Origin of the sequence: Acinetobacter tianfuensis (genome assembly GCF_003611465.1) — a bacterium.
Classification (GTDB): Bacteria; Pseudomonadota; Gammaproteobacteria; order Pseudomonadales; family Moraxellaceae; genus Acinetobacter; species Acinetobacter tianfuensis.
On the sequence record NZ_RAXV01000027.1, the window covers coordinates 1 to 19,147 of the forward strand.

Here is a 19,147-nt window from a genome sequence, read left to right on the forward strand (position 1 = left end):
CATCTGATTGTGTAAAAAAGCGCTCCATTGGAGCGCTTTTTTTATGTGTAACTTTTTGGAACATTAAATTCATAACAAGAAATTGTCTGACAATATTTTAAAAAGCTGTCCTTAACTGATAATCGCTTGACCTTAACTGCGCTTAACGGATCTGACTAAATCTTTAATATAAAACTATGAAAATATAAAGATAAGGATTGATTAGCCCTTGGCTGATCGGAAGGAGAGTTACCATGAACGCTAAAGTAAATATCACCAACCGTGCAGGCGCAAGTTTTCCAGTTCGCCGTATGAACTTTGATTTTAATACCGTTCCAGAGTATTGGATGAGCGGCTCGGCTGGATTAACGCATTTTATGACAGCATTATCTGCATTATTTCCGGCGGGTGAAATGTTCTTTATTGATAGCGTGCGTGCTGTGCGTCAGCATCCAGCGATCAAGGATAATGCTGAACTGCAAAAAGAGATCTCGGCATTTATTGGTCAAGAAGCAATGCATACACAAGAGCATGTTGGTTTTAATGCCTCTGCTCAAAAATATGGCCATGATATAGACACATTAGACCGCTATACAGGAAAGGTATTAAAATTTTCGAGTAAGTTTTTAGCAGCAGTGGGTAAACCATTTGGCTTCAATAAAGAAATGGTCGATTTGACGATAACAACAGCGCTTGAACACTTTACTGCAACAATCGCAACTCAATTGCTCAGTAATCCGTATTTACAAGAGTTAATGACAGATGAAACCATGAAAACGATGTGGCTGTGGCATGCGATTGAAGAAAATGAACATAAAGCAGTTGCTTATGATGTATATGAAGGTGTTTTTGGTAAAGGCGTAAAATCTTATACGGTGCGTACTGCAGCTTTAGTTGCAGCGATGGTGACTTTATTTTGTGTACAAAGTTATTTTTTACTCAGATTGCTTAAGCAAGACAATAAGCTGAGTCTAAATGAATTAAAGATCGTTTATGAATATGGATATAGTTTGGAAAAAGGGGTAATTACAGGCATGAGTAAAGAAATGCTGGAATATTTTAAACCAGGCTTTCACCCAAATGATTTGGATACGCATAGTCTGCTGGCAAAATGGAAAGAAAAACTGGGCTTTTAATGCTTTGTTAAACTAAAACAGAAAGAGCGGTATAAACCGTTCTTTTTTTGATTCGATTTTTTGTATAAAGCTCTATAATCCAATTTCCTGTTTTTAGAAAAGATAGAACGAAGATGATTCGTTTGATGCAAAAAGCGGATGCGCAAGATGTATTCCGTATTGAGCAAATGGTGCAAAGCCACCCGTGGTCATTGAAGCAGTTTGAAGAGGCTGCTGAAAGTTATGTCAGTACTGTCATTGAATATGCAGGCAAAGCAGCGGGCTTTTGTATTTTGCAGCCCGTTTTAGATGAGGCAAATTTATTGCTGATGGCAATCGATCCCGCATATCAAGGGCAAGGTTTGGGCTATCAGCTTTTAGAGGCATCTATTGCGATGCTGCCGAATAATCCAGTGCAAATCTTTTTAGAAGTGCGCGAGAGCAATATAGCCGCTATTCGTTTATATGAAAAAGCTGAGTTTCATCAAATAGATTTGCGTAAAAACTATTATCCTGCCGCCGATGGCGGCCGAGAACATGCAGTGATTATGGTGCGTACATGCAGTGATGACTTTGCATCGTTATTTAAATAACCCATGCATCTGTTTATTTAATAATTGAATTGTTCCAGCCAGATGGCAGTGTCGTCATCAGCGAGCTGCCCAGCTGTTCTATTTCATCTGCAGTCAGCGGGCGGTTCAGGCGGCGCCATTGACCATCCAGCAGCAGCTCTAGCGGGATGTATTCAGACTTGTAATTCATCTTGCCTGAATGCGGTACCCAATAGCCTAAATAGATAAACTGCAGTCCCAGTGTTTTGGCATATTCAATTTGTTTTAAAATTGCAAATACCCCTAGTGAGCGGCGGCTTTGCTCTGGGTCAAAAAACGTATATACCGCAGAAAGTCCGTCATCTAATGAGTCACAGGTTGAAACACTGATCAGCTGATTATCTTTCCATAATTCGAGGAAAAAGCTGTCTGTGCAGCTGTGAATCAGAAATTTTTCAAATTGGTCACGGCTTGGCGGGTACATATCGCCGTCAGCATGACGCTCAATGATGTAGCGCTCATACAGCGCATAATGAATATCGCCTGCATCTTCAGGGCGAGTGATTTTCAGCTTTAAGTCCTGATTGCGGTTCCATGCCTTTTTCTGTTTGCTGTTCATGATAAATTCATGTATCGGCACACGTGAAGACAGGCATTGGCGGCAAAGATGGCATTCGGGGCGGTATACAAAGTCGCCGCTGCGGCGGAAACCCATGCGTGACAGTTCAGATAGCGTCACGACATCAATGCGGTGTACAGGGTCTAAAAATACCATACGTGCAGATTTGTTATCTAAATAGCTGCAGTCGTGAGGCGGCGTAATGTAATACTGCAATTCATTGAGCAGGGATTTTGGCTGATAAGAGTTCATTGCAAATATCCCTCTATTTTATGCGCATGTACTCATGCTGATTTAATTAATTGCGCATTTAGCGCTATTGTTTTACTTGAAAATACACCCTCTTGATACTTTTTCCAATCAATAGAGGGCTGTTTTATCACATCTTGTAACGAATTTAGGTACGCTTGGCGAGAAAGTGTACAAGCGCCAAGGCTAAGCAAATGATCATTCACCAGCTGGCAGTCTATCCACGGCAGCTGATTTTCCAGTCCAATCAGCATAAGGGTGTAAAAAGCCATTTTTGAACCATCTGTTCGGGTGCTGAACATAGACTCGCCAAAGCAGCCTTGACCAATATTGATCCCATAGAGGCCGCCTACAACTTGATTTTGCTCCCAAACTTCAATGCTGTAGCCATAGCCTGCTTCAAACATGCCGATATAGGCTTGAATAATATCTTCGCTGATCCATGTTTCATTTGCATAGCTGCGCGGCAAAGAGCAGGAGCGGATGACCTGTTCGAAAGCGTGATTGACCGTAATTTTATAGTCCATTTTTTTCATGCTGCGCACTAAGCTTTTGCTTGGGCGGTAATTTTGCGGATGAATAATGCAGCGCGGTTCTGGACTCCACCAGCAAATGGGGTCACCTTCGGAAAACCATGGAAATAGCCCATGTGAGTAAGCTTCGAATAACGTAGAAGGGGAGAGGTCTGCGCCAATGCAAATTAAGCCTTGGCCATCTGGGTCAGCTTCAATGGGGTTTGGGAAAATAAATTCGGAAGCTGGCAAGCGCTGCATAATGGTGATTCAAATCAAGAGAACTGTTTTGATCATAGCGAAATTCAGCGAAATGCCCAATGAGATCAATAAAAATAAAAAACCGCCATGACGGCGGTTTTTTATACTGAAATGGCTTTGGAATTAAAGCGCATCTAGATACTTTTCTGCATCTAAAGCAGCCATACAGCCTGAACCGGCAGATGTAATAGCTTGACGGTAAATGCTGTCTGCAATGTCGCCCGCAGCGAATACGCCCGGTACAGAAGTTTGTGTTGCATTGCCAGAAGTGCCGCTTTGAACTTGCACATAGCCGTCACGAAGCGTTAACTGGCCTTCAAACATTGCACTGTTTGGCTTGTGGCCAATGGCAACAAACATGCCTGTTACATCTACATTTTGAGTCGAGTCATCTTGAGTCGACTTTAAGCGCACAGATGTTACGCCAGATTGTGCGTCACCTAAAACCTCATCTACTTGATGATTCCAGATAATGCTGATTTTACCTTCTTTTTCTTTAGCAAAAAGGTGATCTTGCAGAATTTTTTCAGAACGCAATGAGTCGCGGCGGTGAACTAAAGTGACGTGTGATGCAATATTAGACAGGTAAAGCGCTTCTTCAACTGCAGTATTGCCGCCGCCGACAACCATCACTTTTTGGTTTTTATAGAAGAAGCCGTCACATGTCGCGCATGCGCTTACGCCTTGGCCCATAAATGCCGCTTCAGACTCTAAACCTAAATATTGTGCTGTTGCGCCTGTACAGATAATCAGTGCATCACAGGTAAACTCATCCATATCGCCTTTTAATACAAATGGGCGAACGCTGAGATCAACTTCATTAATATGGTCATAAATGATTTCTGTGCCAAAACGTTCAGCATGTTCTTGCATGCGTTCCATCAGTGCAGGGCCAGTCAAGCCATGCGCATCGCCAGGCCAGTTATCAACTTCAGTTGTTGTTGTTAATTGACCGCCTAATTGCAAGCCTGCAATAAGTGTAGGTTTTAAGTTTGCGCGGGCAGCATATACAGCAGCGCTGTAACCTGCCGGGCCAGAACCTAAAATAATTAAACGTGAGTGGCGAGCGCTCATTCGCGGCATCCTTTTTTTATATAGAAATTTATGGAATTATACGTGAAAGTGGCTGACTGATGTGTCAGATTAAAGTCGATATTATTGATCACTGAAATCGATTTGGGCTATATAGAATTAAGTTAACAACATACATAAATAATCATGCATCTTTTTTGAATGAAGAAGTGCATAATATCAAGTTTATTGCGCAGCTTTGATCAAGCCAGCCAGCAAAAAGAACATTTAAATAAATTGGTTACAGGACAGTATATGACAGCGGTGTCGGGTGCTTATGCACAGCGCTTAATAATGACATTATTCTTGGTTTCATTTGGAATCTATTTGTTCCTTGCAACAGTGACATATACGCCATTTGATCCGGGCTGGATGCATGTTTCCAGTGATACCATGCATGTGTCTAATGCCAGCGGCGTGGCGGGCGCATGGATATCAGATCTGCTGTTCGGCTTTTTAGGCTGGGCCAGCTTGCTGATACCCGTTTATTTATTTGCTGAAGCTGCCCAAGTTTGGTGGCCGCATAGTTTTTTAAACCGTCCATTCCGTATAGCGGCGCAATTTTTTATTTTACTGGCAACAGCCAGCTTACTGTTCCTGTTCTGGGAAGTGCCTGCCGATACCCTGGAAAATTCATCGGGCGGCATTATTGGCTATGAATTAGGGAAAAGCCTGAGTAATCTTTTAACCGTATATGGGGCTGCGGTATTTCTGATTGCATTTTGGATATTATTATTCACGCTCGCATTTGGTGTGAAATGGAACCGTACTTGGGCAACGCTGCGGGCAGCGCCAGCTTATCTACAGGATTTGTTTTACCGCAATGTGCCAGAAAGTGAATCTGCCTATGATTTAACGGCAGCGCCTGTGAAAACAGAAGCCGTGCATAAGCCCGCGCCTGCAGCAGAGCCAGCTGCGGTGCCTGAACAGAAAGCTGCGGCGGTCGACCCAGCCGTTCGGGATGCTTACGCTGAGCGTTTATTTGCAGATATCGCAGATAAAGAAAGGGAAGCGGAACGCCGTTTTGAGGCAGGCGATGATCAGCTGCCGGAAGACCCTGAATTTGAGGCAACCTTAGAAAAAGCGCATCGTTTGACTCAAGATCCTGACCGTGTGGTTGCAACAGGGGAGGTGTGGCGTGCGCTGAGTTCAGATGATGATAACCGCCATAAACAAGATATTGATGCCTTGCTGAAAGCTGCTGAAGAGAAACAGCCTCAGTCTGCAGTGCATTTTCAAGATGTAGCGCAGGTTAAAGCGGATATACAGCCTATCCAAGAGCAGAAAAAGCCGTCTGTCGATTGGGATGATGATGAAATCTTTGATGAGCTGCTGGCTGCCGTGCCAAACGGCAAAACAGCAACAGATGCGCATGTGCCATTTCATCAGCCTGCTCAGCAGCCAATCGTGCCAGAACAGGTAAAAAGTGCGCCTGCTGCCGATATTGAATTGGATGATTTTGATCTGTATGAACCTGAGCCGGCAAGGGCACGGGATGAAATACAGCACTCATCTGCGCCTATGCCTTCTGCAGCCGCGGCTGTATCTGGTTTAAGTGCAGCTGCGCCTGCTGCCCCGCTGCATGCTGTGCAAAATACGGTGCGAGAAACCGACTTTGATGATTTAGATGATCTGCTGGTCGATGATCTGGATGAAACGTCTGCGCCGCGCACCGCAAGCAGCTATGCACAGTCATCAAAATTGGTAAATGCTAATATTCAAACCAATTTTGAAGCGCCAAAACCGTTGGTATCTGAAGAAGAAAAAGCGCTGATCAGCTCGAATAAAGATGCTTTTCGTGAGGTTTGGCAGGATACTGCTGGCCGTCCAGCAGAGTCGGAAGATGATTTTGAGGAAGATGATTTTGACTTTGATGCGCCATTAACAGATGCTGCAGGCCGTCCGCTTTCACGCGCCATGCAAGTGGCGAAAAAGCGCTTAGACTTGCCGCCTTTGCCCGGTTTAGATTTGCTGGATGACGTGGATCCAAATAAAAAGGTTAACTTTACAGAAGAACAATTGGCGCGTCTGTCTGAGCTGCTGGAAATCAAGCTGCAGGAATTTAACGTTAAATCTAAAGTCATTGAAGCGCAGCCGGGACCTGTTGTCACCCGTTTTGAGCTGGATTTGGCGCCGGGCGTTAAAGCTTCAAAAGTGACTAATATTTCCCGAGATTTAGCGCGTTCGATGTCGATGGCTTCGGTACGTGTGGTCGAAGTTATTCCAGGCAAGCCCTATATTGGGATTGAAGTGCCAAACAGCTCGCGAGAAATGGTGCGTTTGATTGAATTGCTGGAAACACCTGCATACCGTGATCCAAATGCTTTGCTTAGCATGGCGATGGGTAAGGATATTTCAGGTAATCCAGTGTTAGCTGACTTGGCTAAGGCACCGCATATGCTGGTAGCAGGCACAACGGGTTCGGGTAAGTCTGTTGCTGTGAACTCAATGCTGCTTTCAATGCTATTGAAATATACACCTGAACAGCTGCGTTTAATCATGATTGATCCTAAGCAGCTGGAACTTGCCAACTATAACGATATTCCGCATTTGTTAACTCCAGTCGTGACTGACATGAAAGATGCAGTCAGTGCTTTAAACTGGTGTGTTAATGAAATGGAACGCCGTTACAAGCTGATGTCGATGATGAAAGTGCGTAAAGTCATGGACTATAACCGTAAGGTACAAGAGGCGTTGGCAAATGGTGAGGATTTGTTTGATCCAACATGGAAAGCCAGTGAGTCTGTGGCGGGCGAGCGTGCACCTCGTTTACAAGAAATGCCATTGATTGTGATTGTGGCGGATGAATTTGCTGACATGATCATGCAGGTGGGTAAAAAAGCTGAAGAAATGATTACTCGCTTGGCGCAAAAATCACGTGCGGCTGGCATTCACTTATTACTAGCAACACAGCGTCCAACGGTGGATGTTGTGACAGGTTTGATTAAAGCGAATATTCCAACCCGTGCAGCCTTGCGTGTGAACAGTAAGTTAGACTCGCGTACAATTTTAGACGCAGGCGGTGCAGAAGACCTATTGGGTCATGGTGACATGCTGTTTTTAGGGCCTGGTAAAATTGAGCCTGAGCGTGTGCATGGCGCATTTATCAGTGATGATGAAGTGAACCGTATTTGTGATGCTTGGCGTGAACGCGGTGAGCCTAATTATGTGGATGAAATTTTAACGCCATATGATGAAGAGCCGACCTCTCGCGGTTTTGAAGATGGCGATGGCGGCTCAGACCGTGATGCGCTGTATGATCAGTGTGTATCTTTCGTACTTGAAACACGTAAAGCATCGACATCATCACTGCAGCGTAAATTCAGCCTTGGCTATAACCGTGCAGCCCGTATTATCGACCAGATGGAAGAAAACGGGATTGTCAGCGCCATGGGTGCAAACGGCAAACGTGATATCTTGATCTAACCCGATGTTTCTTAAAAGCAGTCTTCGGACTGCTTTTTTATGCAAATGCAGTTTGGACCCGTCATGCATTATTGAGCAGTACTCATGAACTTATTTACCGCCTTATTTCCTCTGATTGTACTCATTGCGATGGGGTATCTGCTAAAGCGCAAACAATTCGTGCAGGACGCATTCTGGGCGAATTCTGAAAAGCTGAATTACTATCTATTATTTCCAGCGCTGCTGTTTACAAATTTGGCAGACGTTGAGCTGAATTTAAATACGATACTCAAGCTGCTGTATGCATTTTTTAGCGTTGTACTGCTTGCCAGCACTGTACTTTGGGGGCTAAAAAAAATATATGGCATACCGCCATTCCGCTTTGGCGTATATGTGCAAAGCCATATACGGTTTAACACATATATAGGGTTGGCATTAATGGGAACGCTGTATGGCAAGCCAGGCATGCAAATGTTTGCCATGCTGATCGTTGTCGCGATACCTGTGGTGAATGTGCTGTCTGTGATGTCTTTCTCGCGGGGGCAAAGCGGGCAGTGGCTTAGCATGTTTACAGCTATAGCCAAGAACCCGCTGATTTTAGGCTGTGCAGCAGGGGTGCTGTTTAATCTTTCGAATTTGCCATTATTTCAGGGGCTAGATGCATTATTTAAAATTTTAGCCAGTATGAGTTTGCCCTTGGGTTTGCTTTCAGTTGGTGCAGCCTTACAGTTTAGTCAGCTGAAACAGGATTTGCCGCGATTGTCGCTGAATACACTAGGCCGCTTAATGCTGATGCCTTGCTTGGCTTTTGCCGCGGCAAGCTGGTTTAATTTGGATGCGCTGCAAAGCATTATTATTGTGACTTTCTTTGCTTTACCGACTGCATCCGCATCTTATATTTTAACGCGGTACTTTCAAGGGGATAGCCAGCTCATGGCTGGCGTGATTAGCCTTCAGACCCTGTGCTTTATCGGAAGCTTTCCCTTACTCATGTGGTTTTTATATTGAGTTTAAAATGCGGCCATAAAAAAAGCCTGTATACACAGGCTTTTTTTATTCGAAATTGCTTATGCAAATTTTGCTAATACAGCTAAGAAGCCTTCACTTTGACGCGGATATTGAGCAATCACGTCATGAATGCGCTGGCCTTCTGGATTTGTTGCGTTAACATCGCGGCCGTCTGCAGTGAATTGAGTCAGCAGGCGCTCATAATCTGCTGGGCGCATGTGCTTGAATGCATGGTACAGGACATGGAAGTCACCGTTCACACCTTCAGGAGGCAGCTGAGTCAGGTAGGCAAATACACGCTCATCAGACCATTCTTCGTTAAACGTTGCAGGCTGAGACAATGCCATCGCAATCTCCTAAATATTGTTTTGAAAATAAAAAAGGCAAAAGGTAAGTACGCAAGTGAAGCGGTATTTCATTCACCATCTCTACGTGAAGCTAGGCCGCTCATGTTATGGCTGGTATTCAGTCCACTTGAAGCAAAGCTTCTCGTCTTGCATCAGAACAAAGCAGAGCCTAATGATTAGGCTACTTCGAAGCAAAGCTTCTCGTCTTGCATCAGAACAAAGCAGAACTTAATGATTAGGCCACTTCGAAGCAAAGCTTCTCGTCTTGCGCCTGAACAAAGCCGCGCTTTGTTCAGGCTCATATTTTGCCTTGATTCAATTTGCTTGACTAATCAGAAATCAGATTATCGCTCTTCAGGCAAATTGATATTCATTTCAAGCATTTCAATATTTGCTTCTGAGCGTACAGACATTTGAATGTGCTGTTCATCTACACCGCGCACATAGCGGTTGACCACTTGCATGATTTCTTTTTTCATTTGGTCAATCTTGTCTTGACTCAAACGTTTGCCTAAGCCATTTTCAGAGGCAACAATGACTTTCAGACGGTCTTTTGCTGTTTGTGCGCTAGAAGGTTTGTCGTCGCCGCTGAATAATTTACTCCAAAATCCTGCCATCTTATCCTCCGAATAGTCGAGCTAACCAGCCTTTTGGTTTGGCTGTAATGTGACGATATGGGCGCTCTTCACCAAGGAAGCGTGCAACGAGATCATCATAAGCTTCACCAGCTTCTGTTTCAGTGAACAGAATTACAGGTTTACCTTCGTTTGATGCTTGCAGTACTGTTTTGCACTCTGGAATTACGCCCAGCGTAGGCACGCGCAAGATGTCTTTAGAAATGTCATCAATCGTCAGCATTTCTTGCTTATCTGCGCGTTCAGGGTTGTAACGCGTAATACATAGGTGTTTACGGATACGGCCTTCGTTGTTTTCCACTTTTTTGGTTTTGCTGTCCAGCATGCCAATGATGCGGTCAGAGTCACGCACAGATGAGATTTCAGGGTTAGTGACGATGATTGCTTCATCGGCATGGTACATGGCAAGGATTGCGCCGCGTTCAATACCGGCTGGCGAGTCGCAAATAATATAGTCAAACTCTTGAGAAAGCTCATCCATGACACGCGCTACGCCTTCATCGGTCAGCGCATCTTTATCGCGTGTTTGTGAAGCTGGCAAAATATAAAGATTTTCAATGTCTTTATCACGAATAAGCGCTTGCTGTAATCGTGCTTCGTTATTTAATACATTGACAAAATCATACACAACGCGGCGTTCGCAGCCCATAATCAAATCTAGATTACGCAAACCCACGTCAAAATCGATCACAACAGTTTTGTGACCGCGTAGGGCTAAACCTGTTGCAAAAGATGCGCTTGTTGTAGTTTTACCTACACCGCCTTTGCCTGACGTTACGACAACAATTTTCGCCACCGAATCCACTCCTGTTATGGTTTAAATCCCCTAATTCTTATGGGGCTTTTGGTGTTTATTTATACATTAAAATTGCAGAGCTTCAAATACCAGCTCTTGCTGATCATTTAAATAAATATGCACAGATTTTTTCACGACATGCGGCGGGATATCATCTGCTACACAGTACGTGCCAGCAATGGAAACCAGTTCGGCTTCAAGAGAGTGACAGAAAATACGTGCGGCGATATTGCCTCCAGCACCGGCGATGACTCTACCACGCGCAATGCCATAAATATGTATATTTCCTGAAGCAATCACTTCAGATCCGCTGTTAATGCCGGCATTTAAAATAATATCGCCAGAATTTTGCACAATGCATTGGCCTGTCCGCAAAATTTCATCATGATAAGACGTCACATGGCGTACAGCTGGCGCTTCAGGTGCAGGCGCTGTGCTGACGGCTGCAGCAGACGTTTCGGGTGCAGCCGGTGTTTCAGCAGACTGCTCTTTCGTTGGCTTAATCTGTTCCAGCTTGCGGTCTGGCGGAATAACAGGGAACTGAATTGAACGCGCCTGATCTGCCAATAAGCCTTCAGTCACGGCCATCGGCTGCAGGTCTAGGCTGATGAGCAATTGAATCAGTTCAATCAGCTCTTGTTCTACGCTGCTTTCAATGACGGCAAGCGTACCGGCAGGAAAGCTCTTTTGAAGCATAGGGGAGAGTTGCTGGCGGATCGCATCATGATCATTGGTATCTAGGGTAATGCGGATCGCATTGACCATTCTGCCTTTTATCCGTATGTCAGCCATAATTATTCCTTAAACTTCTCACTATTTGGTTTTGTGCGGAAGTGATTTTGTAAATAGAGCAAATCCTAGAGCAAAACGGCACAATTCACTAGCGTGAAGCGCAAATATTTTTGCACCGCTGCTTATTCTTTATCTAGTCTGGCTGCTGCTCTTTCAAAGCTTCCTGCCATTGTTTTACTTTTACCTGCTTGCGTACTGCTTCTAAGCTTTCAAATACGGCAGAACGCACCAGTTCATCTAAGTGCGCATTGTTTTCAATTTCAATACGGCTGATACGCTGTGCAATATCTGCATATAAATTTGGCTGTGAAGAGCTGCTTTGCGCAGGCTCAGCCATTGGATCAATTAAGCCATGTGTAATGTTCTCGCCTAAACGCTGGCCAATACTTTGAATCTGCTGTTCAATACGCCCCCCGACCAAAGGAATCAGGCGCAGCAGCTGAGTCAGCTCAGGGGTATCTTCAATCGCTTGATTGACGATTACACCGACATTTTTAGCAATCCGTTCACGGTCAGCGCGCAATTCACGGCTGAGATTTTCCTGCAGTATTTCTGCCAGCACTTGAGAGAACATTTCTCTATGGTGCTGCACGATGTTGCTGATCAGGTCCTTGTGCGTGGTGCTGGTATTCAGTTCGTGCTTTAAGCCATCTAACACTGTAATCACGACACGGTCTGAAAGCTCTTCCATGACAACACGGTAATAAAATAGCCCCTTGTCTTGCCATGACTTCGGAAAGATTTGGTAACCCATTTCATACAAGCGGTATGCGATCACACCTGCGCGGAATAAACGTAAAAAACGCAAATGCGGAATGATGGCTAAAATTTCATACCAATGAATAAAAGGAAAGAAGAACCAGCGCTGATGATGGCGCTGCGCAATAGCAATGCCCCAGCGCACCAGCAGCTCGAAAATTAAGAAAACAATAAACCAGGCTTCAGTCGTGATGACCCATGGATGCAAATGTTCGCGGTAGAAATCCAGTACAGCAGGCAGATGAATGGTATGAAAAAACCAGCTGCCGATGCTGCTCATCAGAAAGAAGTTCATACCAAGACAGAACAGGTTAAAAATAATGATAAACACCATGAAAATGTCATAGGCCAAAAACAGCTTAAAAGACAAACTGGTCGGGTCAACTAAATGGTATTTAGATTTTTTAACAGGTTCTTTTTGCGTCATGTCAGTCCACTTGCTTATTTATCAGCTGAAGCATATTGCGCTTTCATTTGCGTAATCAGCTGATCTTTTTCAGTCCACAGTTCATCGACCCAAGTCTGGAATTTTTCACGGTACTTAGGATCATCCTCATAGTTTCCGCCTAAAACCCAGTCTGGGATATTGATTTTACGTAAATTTACAGCAATACGCGGCACTTCTCCCAGCCAAAACTCACCATAACCGGGAGCGCCGTCTGGATAAACAATGGTCATATCCACTAATGCATCAATTTTGTCACCTAAAATGCTCAATGCCAAAGCAAGACCGCCTGCTTTCGGTTTAAGCAAATTGGTATAAGGGGATTTCTGCTGCTGGTGTTTTTCTGGGGTAAAACGTGTGCCTTCTAAATAATTCAGCAGAGTGAAAGGCTGGCTCAGAAGCTGTTCGCAGGATTTGCGCGCTTCTTCCATATCTCGGTATTTCAGTTCAGGATTTTTTGCAATCTGTTCCTTGCTGTGGCGCTTCATCATTGGAAAGCCTAAGATTTTAAAAGCTTGACCGACAAATGGAATGAAGATCAGCTCCCACTTGGTGAAAAAGCGGGTTAGGGGCATTCGTGTTAAGCCAAAGTATTGATTAACAGTTGTATCTACCCAGCTTTGATGGTTACAGGCCATTAAATAGCGGCCATTCATACTCAGCTCTAAGTCAGCATCTACCGTAATATCCCACTTTGTATTAGGCAGCACATGATCAATCAGCCAGTTATTGACGGTGAGCCAGCTGTTGGTAATTTTAATATTGGTTTCATCTACTTTTTTAGATTTTTTAAATAGCTTGGTCAGACCGAGAGCAAGTACAGGAGGACCATGAAAAAAAGTACTGCCTGTAATGACAGAACCTACAGTCAGACCGCGTGTGATTTTTTTTAATGCTGGTTGCTTCTTGTTTTCAGATGACATATAAAACCCTAAGATCAAATTTTCAAATTTGTCGAATTGAACAAATATAGAGCCTGTTATAAAAATAAAAAAGTCTATAAATATAACTGTGGAGAAAATTTGATGAAGTTTGCACTTTTTCCCTTTTTATTTATTACAAAATGTAAATAAACGTTTTATTATTAACAAAAATTCAATGTTCTCAGCATTGGCTTTCATTCATTATCATTCTGTATCAAATATACAAAACACAAAAAGGAGTCATGCGATGCGTGCACTAGTAATTACAGCGGTTGTTGGGGCAATGGCGCTTACAGGCTGCCAAAACATGGAATATGACAAAGCGGCAATCGGTACAGGTCTTGGCGCTTTATTGGGTGCTGGTATTGCTTACTCAAATGCTGACAAGGATAAAATGGGTCAAGCAGCTGCAATTGGCGCTGTTGTAGGCGCAGGCGCAGGTCTTCTTTTAGACAAAAAAGAACAGCGTCTTAAACAAGAATTGGCTGGTACAGGTGTAGATGTAGGCCGTAATCCAGACGGTTCGATCAACCTTGTGATGCCTTCAGTAACTTTCGCAACGAATTCATCTACAATTCAAGCTCAATTCCAGTCAGCTTTGAATGATGTTGCTAAAGTATTGCGTGAAGACGGTACTGCGAACAAATTGGCAATTGTTGTACATGGTCACACAGACAACACAGGTTCTGATGCGATCAACAATCCATTGTCTCAAAACCGTGCGAACTCAGTGAAAAACTACCTTGCGTCTCAAGGTATCTCTGCAGCTCGCATTACTGCGAAAGGTTATGGTTCAACTTCACCTGTTGCTGACAACTCAACAGCTGCTGGCCGTGAACAAAACCGCCGTGTGGAAATTTCTGTTTACGAAACTAAATAATATTTAGTGACTTAAACAAAAAAGCCGCCGTGAGGCGGTTTTTTTTATGCGCTGAAAATGACTTTTGGGGTTATGAAACTGCGCATGACATGACTATAATCGACACCGAATCAGGAAGAGGAAAATCTATGTCACTCGCAAGTCAATTGAACGACAAGCAACTTGAAGCCATGAAATATACTCAAGGACCCTTGTTAGTGCTTGCAGGGGCTGGTTCAGGCAAGACATCGGTCATTACCCGAAAAATTGCCTATTTGGTCAAGCATTGCGGCATACCTGCGCACCGTATTACGGCGATGACCTTTACCAACAAAGCTGCGCGTGAAATGAAAGAACGTGTAACAAAGCTGTTGACACGTGAAGAGGCAAAAGGTCTTTCGGTTTCGACTTTCCATACTTTTGGTTTGAATTTACTGCGTCTTGAGCTTAAAAATACGCCGCTTAAAAATAACTTTTCTATTTTAGATGCTGACGACTGCAAACGAATATTGATGGACTTGATGCACCGTGACAATTTGTCCGGCGCAGAGAGTAAAGAGCTGATCGCGAAAGCCATGAAAATGATTTCGGATTGGAAAAATGACTTGATTCCGCCAGAGCAGGCGCACACGACCTGTGAAACTGCTGAAGATGTGCAGATGGCGCATTTATATCAGCTCTATGAGCGCAATTTACGCGCCTATAATGCGGTTGATTTTGATGACCTGATTGTGATGCCGACACGTCTGCTGCAAGAAAATGCAGAAGTGCGTGACCGCTGGCAAAACCGTATCCGCTATTTATTGGTCGACGAATATCAGGATACCAATACCGCGCAGTATATTTTAGTCAAACTGCTGGTTGGTGTGATGGGGCAGTTCACTGCGGTAGGGGATGACGACCAATCGATTTATGCATGGCGCGGCGCGAAACCTGAAAATATGGCGCTGCTGAATGAAGACTTCCGCAATTTAAAAGTGATTAAGCTGGAACAGAACTACCGTTCGACGAGCCGTATTTTAAAAGCGGCCAATACCGTCATTGGCAACAATCCGCATATTTTTGATAAAAAATTATGGTCAGATAAGGGGCATGGTGAAGTCATCCGCGTGATTACTTGCCGCAATGATGATGATGAGTCAGAACGCGTCGTTAAAGATTTGATTACGCACAAGCTGATGAACGGTAAAAGCTGGAAAGACTATGCCATTTTATACCGCGGCAATTTCCAAGCGCGTGCACTTGAAACACAGCTGCGCCAAATGCAAATTCCATACAAATTATCGGGCGGACAGTCATTCTTTGCGCGCGCTGAAATTAAAGACCTCATGAGTTATTTGCGCCTGATTATCAATCCAGAAGATGACAGTGCATTCCTGCGGATTATCAATACGCCTAAACGGGCGATTGGTCCGGTTACATTGGAAAAATTGGGTTTGTTTGCGCAGGAAAATCATTTATCGCTGCTGGCGGCTGCAGGCGATCAGCGCTTAACTATGGCAATTCCGAAAAAAGCCACCACGCAGCTGGCAGAGTTTCATGATTTTATTGAGAGCTACACCCGCAATTTGCTGGAAGATGATGAGCCTGTGCCGATCATCCGCCAGATGATGGTGGAAGCTGGCTATATTGATTATGTCAAAGAAACAGCCGCGACTCCCGCTCAGGAAAAAACCAAGCTGGATAATATTGAAGTGCTGTACAGCAGTATTCAGAGCTTGATTAACCGCGCTGAAGATGTAGATGAAAAGAACATTGAAAGCGTCATCCGTAAAATGGTGCTTCTGGATATGCTGGAACAGCAGCAGGAAGACGAAGACACTGACAAAGTGAACTTGCTGACGCTGCATGCTTCTAAGGGCTTGGAATTTCCATATGTGTATTTGATTGGTCTCGAAGAAGAACTGCTGCCGCATAAAAACTCGATTGCTGCAGAGACGGTAGAGGAAGAGCGCCGTCTGATGTATGTGGGTATTACCCGTGCACGTCAAGGTTTGACCATTACATTGGCAGAGCAACGCAAAGCAGGCGGTCAAATGAAACAAATGACCCCAAGCCGGTTCTTGGATGAACTGCCGCAGGATGAGCTGGAATGGCTTGGCCGCAAGAAAAAACTTGCGGGCAATATCGATCCGAAACAGCAGGCGCAGCATTATTTGGACAATTTACGGGCGCTGATTAAGCGCTAACAATCATTTTAAAATGAGCAATATTGAAATAGGAATGAACCATGAAAGTTCAAGTAAAAGTACTCGATGCACGTTTAGGCAATGAATGGCCAATGCCAAGCTACGCAACGGCAGGTTCAGCTGGATTAGACTTGCGCGCATGCGTTGCTGAAACTACTGTTATTGAGCCAGGACAAACCGTTTTAGTGAAAACGGGCTTAGCCATTTATATTGAAGATACAAACTTTGCCGGTTTAATTTTACCGCGTTCAGGCCTAGGCCATAAACACGGTATCGTACTTGGTAATTTGGTGGGTTTAATTGATTCTGACTACCAAGGCGAACTGATGGTTTCTGTATGGAACCGCAGCCAGACAGCATTTAGTTTAGAGCCGGGCGAACGCTTAGCGCAGTATGTATTGGTTCCAGTTGTACAAGCGCAATTTGATTTAGTTGAAGAATTTGAAGCAACTGAACGCGGTGCAGGCGGTTTTGGCCATACAGGCAAAAATTAATTGCTGAACTGTATAAAAAGGTGCATATTTGCGCCTTTTTATCATTTAAGTCTGGACTAAAAGCTGTGTTTTCTTGAAGAAAATGAGTGTATTTTTGTCTAAAAAACAATCTATAATGTAAATATCAAAATCAGATAATCATCAGATAAAATTAAAAAACAGTTTTGCAATTATATTTATCTATTGATTTAAAAAAGAGTTTTTATCTGCTATTTAAGTTAAATAATGTGCTGAAATTAAATGCTTTGCTATTGATTGACCTAAAAAATGCAGAATCCCCATTTCTGGTGATTGCTGTTATATAGAGGCATGGCATATGCTGAGCGGGTTTGCAGTTTAGTCCGTGGGGGTAAAGGGTTGCTATTTACCGTGATTGTTCACGCAAAAACAACAGCGTTTCATTTTTGTGTATGGCAAGTTTGAGCCGTATACGTTTTTAAAATTTATTTATTGGGGCTTTTTTAGCGTATTTTTTATTTAAATCATAAATTTGTAAAACCTGCAGCATCATTTGATCTTGGTGAAGAAAATGGAAAAGGTCTTAACTTAAATGTTTTAGGCTTCAGGTGTTTAATTTTTATGAATTGATAAATCAATTAAAATGCGCTAAAAGAAGGATGTTTTCGAACTAGATATTTAATTGTTTTATCAATGCAACAGCAGACTTATTGAACTGGCCTATATTGATCATGACAATTAAAAGAAGAATAGGTTATGGGTTCACTGCTTAATAATTTCCCGACACAAATTTTTCGTGCGTATGATATCCGCGGAAAATCTTCACTGCTGACCAGCGATATGGTGCGCGCCATTGCACATGGCTTAGCGCAGCAGTATGCGCGCGCAGGGCAAAAACAGCTGGCAATCGGTTATGACGCGCGTTTAAGCAGTCCGCAATATGCGGCAATCATTCATTCTGTCTGTGCAGAATATGACATTGAGTCTGTGATTATTGGCTGCTGTTCCAGCCCGATGCTGTATTATGTCGCGCGTGATTTTGGCGGCAACGGCATTATGGTGACTGCAAGCCATAATCCAAAATCTGATAATGGCATTAAATGGATATTGCAGGCAGAGCCGCCTGCGCCTGAAATGATTCAGCAAGTCGCTGCAGATGCAAAAAGCCATTTTGTACCTGTCAGCACGATGCAGCATAAAGATACGCAGCATCAAATATTTCCTATATATTGCCTGCAATATCAGCATGCATTATTAGCCGATATACAGTTAAATAAACGTTTTAAAGTTGTGCTGGACGGTATGCATGGTTCAGCAGGGCGCTGTGCAAATTTAGTATTAAATAAACTGGGCTGCGAGGTGAAGGCTTTACGCTGTACAGCCAATGGAGAATTTCCAGATCATGCGCCAGATCCGTCACAAGAAGCGCATTTAACGCAAATCCGCAAGTTTGTGCTGGAACAGCAGGCTGACTTAGGCATCGCGCTGGATGGTGACGGTGACCGTCTTGTGATGATTGATGAACAGGGCAAAATAATTACTGCAGACCGCTTATTGTGCCTATTTGCAGAAATGTGCCTGAGTGAGCATCCGCAGCGTGAAGTTGTTTATGATGTGAAATGTTCAACCATGCTGCGTAAAACCGTAGAGGCGCTTAATGGTCGGGCCACAATGCTCCGTACGGGCAGCACCTTCTTACGTAAGTATTTAGCGCACTCACAGGGCAAAGCGGTATTTGGCGGTGAATATGCAGGCCATTATGTCTTTAATGATGGACGCGGCTGGGGTTATGATGACGGCTTATATGCGGCGCTTCGCATCATGGAATATTTACAGCAAAAAAATATGACCCTGTCACAAGCCTTAGAAGCTTATCCTGAACGCTTAGGCACAGAAGATATTTATATCAGCACGCATCACACCGACCCAAAAACGGTTTTAGCTGAAGTTGAACGCCAGTCAGCATATTTAAATGCAGAAATCAGTAAAATCGACGGCATACGTCTTGATTTTGATGATGGATTTGGCATCATTCGAGCATCGAATACAGGTGAGTACTTCACATTGCGTTTTGATGCAGACACAGCATCACGTTTAGCTGAGATACACAGCCTGTTTGTTAATATGATAGCTGAGCAATTTCCACTGATTGCTCAAGACATATCAGATGCTTATTAAGG

Annotated in this window: 17 protein-coding genes; 8 read left to right on the forward strand and 9 right to left on the reverse strand. The window is 43.7% G+C overall.

Annotated features, from left to right (window positions below):
* The first annotated feature begins 233 nt into the window (after window positions 1-233).
* A complete protein-coding gene (locus D7V32_RS12005; protein WP_120403097.1) occupies window positions 234-1,115 on the forward strand; it encodes a metal-dependent hydrolase in 882 nt (293 codons plus the stop codon).
* A gap of 113 nt (window positions 1,116-1,228) precedes the next feature.
* Window positions 1,229-1,687, forward strand: coding sequence for a ribosomal protein S18-alanine N-acetyltransferase (gene rimI, locus D7V32_RS12010; protein ID WP_120403098.1), 459 nt, complete (start codon window positions 1,229-1,231; stop codon window positions 1,685-1,687).
* Window positions 1,688-1,700: 13 nt separating this feature from the next.
* Here the strand turns inward: rimI and D7V32_RS12015 are convergent, their stop codons facing one another.
* The 3 genes from D7V32_RS12015 to trxB form a co-directional block, all read right to left on the reverse strand.
* Entirely contained in the window at window positions 1,701-2,516 is an 816-nt protein-coding gene (locus D7V32_RS12015) for an arginyltransferase (RefSeq protein ID WP_120403099.1), read from the reverse strand.
* Between the two features lie 32 nt (window positions 2,517-2,548).
* Window positions 2,549-3,286, reverse strand: a complete 738-nt coding sequence (aat, locus tag D7V32_RS12020) for a leucyl/phenylalanyl-tRNA--protein transferase (RefSeq protein WP_120403100.1) — start codon at window positions 3,284-3,286, stop codon at window positions 2,549-2,551.
* Between the two features lie 123 nt (window positions 3,287-3,409).
* Window positions 3,410-4,360 (reverse strand): thioredoxin-disulfide reductase, encoded by a 951-nt coding sequence (gene trxB, locus D7V32_RS12025; protein ID WP_120403101.1) that lies wholly within the window; start codon window positions 4,358-4,360, stop codon window positions 3,410-3,412.
* 252 nt (window positions 4,361-4,612) lie between these two features.
* On the opposite strand from trxB, the gene D7V32_RS12030 reads away from it, so the two are divergent.
* Both D7V32_RS12030 and D7V32_RS12035 read left to right on the forward strand, forming a co-directional pair.
* Window positions 4,613-7,783 carry a DNA translocase FtsK gene (locus tag D7V32_RS12030; protein ID WP_120403142.1) on the forward strand — a complete coding sequence of 1,057 codons (3,171 nt, stop codon included), beginning with the start codon at window positions 4,613-4,615 and terminating at the stop codon, window positions 7,781-7,783.
* 84 nt (window positions 7,784-7,867) lie between these two features.
* Window positions 7,868-8,770 (forward strand): AEC family transporter, encoded by a 903-nt coding sequence (locus D7V32_RS12035; RefSeq protein ID WP_120403102.1) that lies wholly within the window; start codon window positions 7,868-7,870, stop codon window positions 8,768-8,770.
* A gap of 59 nt (window positions 8,771-8,829) precedes the next feature.
* Here the strand turns inward: D7V32_RS12035 and D7V32_RS12040 are convergent, their stop codons facing one another.
* From D7V32_RS12040 to D7V32_RS12065, 6 genes are all read right to left on the reverse strand, one after another.
* A complete protein-coding gene (locus D7V32_RS12040; RefSeq protein WP_120403103.1) occupies window positions 8,830-9,117 on the reverse strand; it encodes a PA4642 family protein in 288 nt (95 codons plus the stop codon).
* 344 nt (window positions 9,118-9,461) lie between these two features.
* Complete coding sequence (minE, locus tag D7V32_RS12045; RefSeq protein ID WP_120403104.1) at window positions 9,462-9,734, reverse strand: cell division topological specificity factor MinE; 273 nt, start codon at window positions 9,732-9,734, stop codon at window positions 9,462-9,464.
* A 1-nt stretch (window position 9,735) separates the two neighbouring features.
* Complete coding sequence (gene minD, locus D7V32_RS12050; protein WP_120403105.1) at window positions 9,736-10,548, reverse strand: septum site-determining protein MinD; 813 nt, start codon at window positions 10,546-10,548, stop codon at window positions 9,736-9,738.
* 66 nt (window positions 10,549-10,614) lie between these two features.
* Window positions 10,615-11,340, reverse strand: a complete 726-nt coding sequence (gene minC, locus D7V32_RS12055) for a septum site-determining protein MinC (protein WP_120403106.1) — start codon at window positions 11,338-11,340, stop codon at window positions 10,615-10,617.
* A gap of 133 nt (window positions 11,341-11,473) precedes the next feature.
* Complete coding sequence (locus D7V32_RS12060) at window positions 11,474-12,526, reverse strand: preprotein translocase subunit SecA (RefSeq protein WP_120403107.1); 1,053 nt, start codon at window positions 12,524-12,526, stop codon at window positions 11,474-11,476.
* A gap of 14 nt (window positions 12,527-12,540) precedes the next feature.
* On the reverse strand, window positions 12,541-13,467 hold the full coding sequence (locus D7V32_RS12065) for an acyltransferase (RefSeq protein ID WP_120403108.1): 927 nt from the start codon (window positions 13,465-13,467) through the stop codon (window positions 12,541-12,543).
* Window positions 13,468-13,714: 247 nt separating this feature from the next.
* On the opposite strand from D7V32_RS12065, the gene D7V32_RS12070 reads away from it, so the two are divergent.
* From D7V32_RS12070 to D7V32_RS12085, 4 genes are all read left to right on the forward strand, one after another.
* Window positions 13,715-14,347 carry an OmpA family protein gene (locus D7V32_RS12070; RefSeq protein ID WP_120403109.1) on the forward strand — a complete coding sequence of 211 codons (633 nt, stop codon included), beginning with the start codon at window positions 13,715-13,717 and terminating at the stop codon, window positions 14,345-14,347.
* A 128-nt stretch (window positions 14,348-14,475) separates the two neighbouring features.
* Window positions 14,476-16,515 (forward strand): UvrD-helicase domain-containing protein, encoded by a 2,040-nt coding sequence (locus D7V32_RS12075; RefSeq protein WP_120403110.1) that lies wholly within the window; start codon window positions 14,476-14,478, stop codon window positions 16,513-16,515.
* 41 nt (window positions 16,516-16,556) lie between these two features.
* On the forward strand, window positions 16,557-17,009 hold the full coding sequence (gene dut / locus D7V32_RS12080; protein ID WP_120403111.1) for a dUTP diphosphatase: 453 nt from the start codon (window positions 16,557-16,559) through the stop codon (window positions 17,007-17,009).
* Between the two features lie 714 nt (window positions 17,010-17,723).
* Window positions 17,724-19,145, forward strand: a complete 1,422-nt coding sequence (locus tag D7V32_RS12085; RefSeq protein ID WP_120403112.1) for a phosphomannomutase/phosphoglucomutase — start codon at window positions 17,724-17,726, stop codon at window positions 19,143-19,145.
* Window positions 19,146-19,147: the final 2 nt, after the last annotated feature.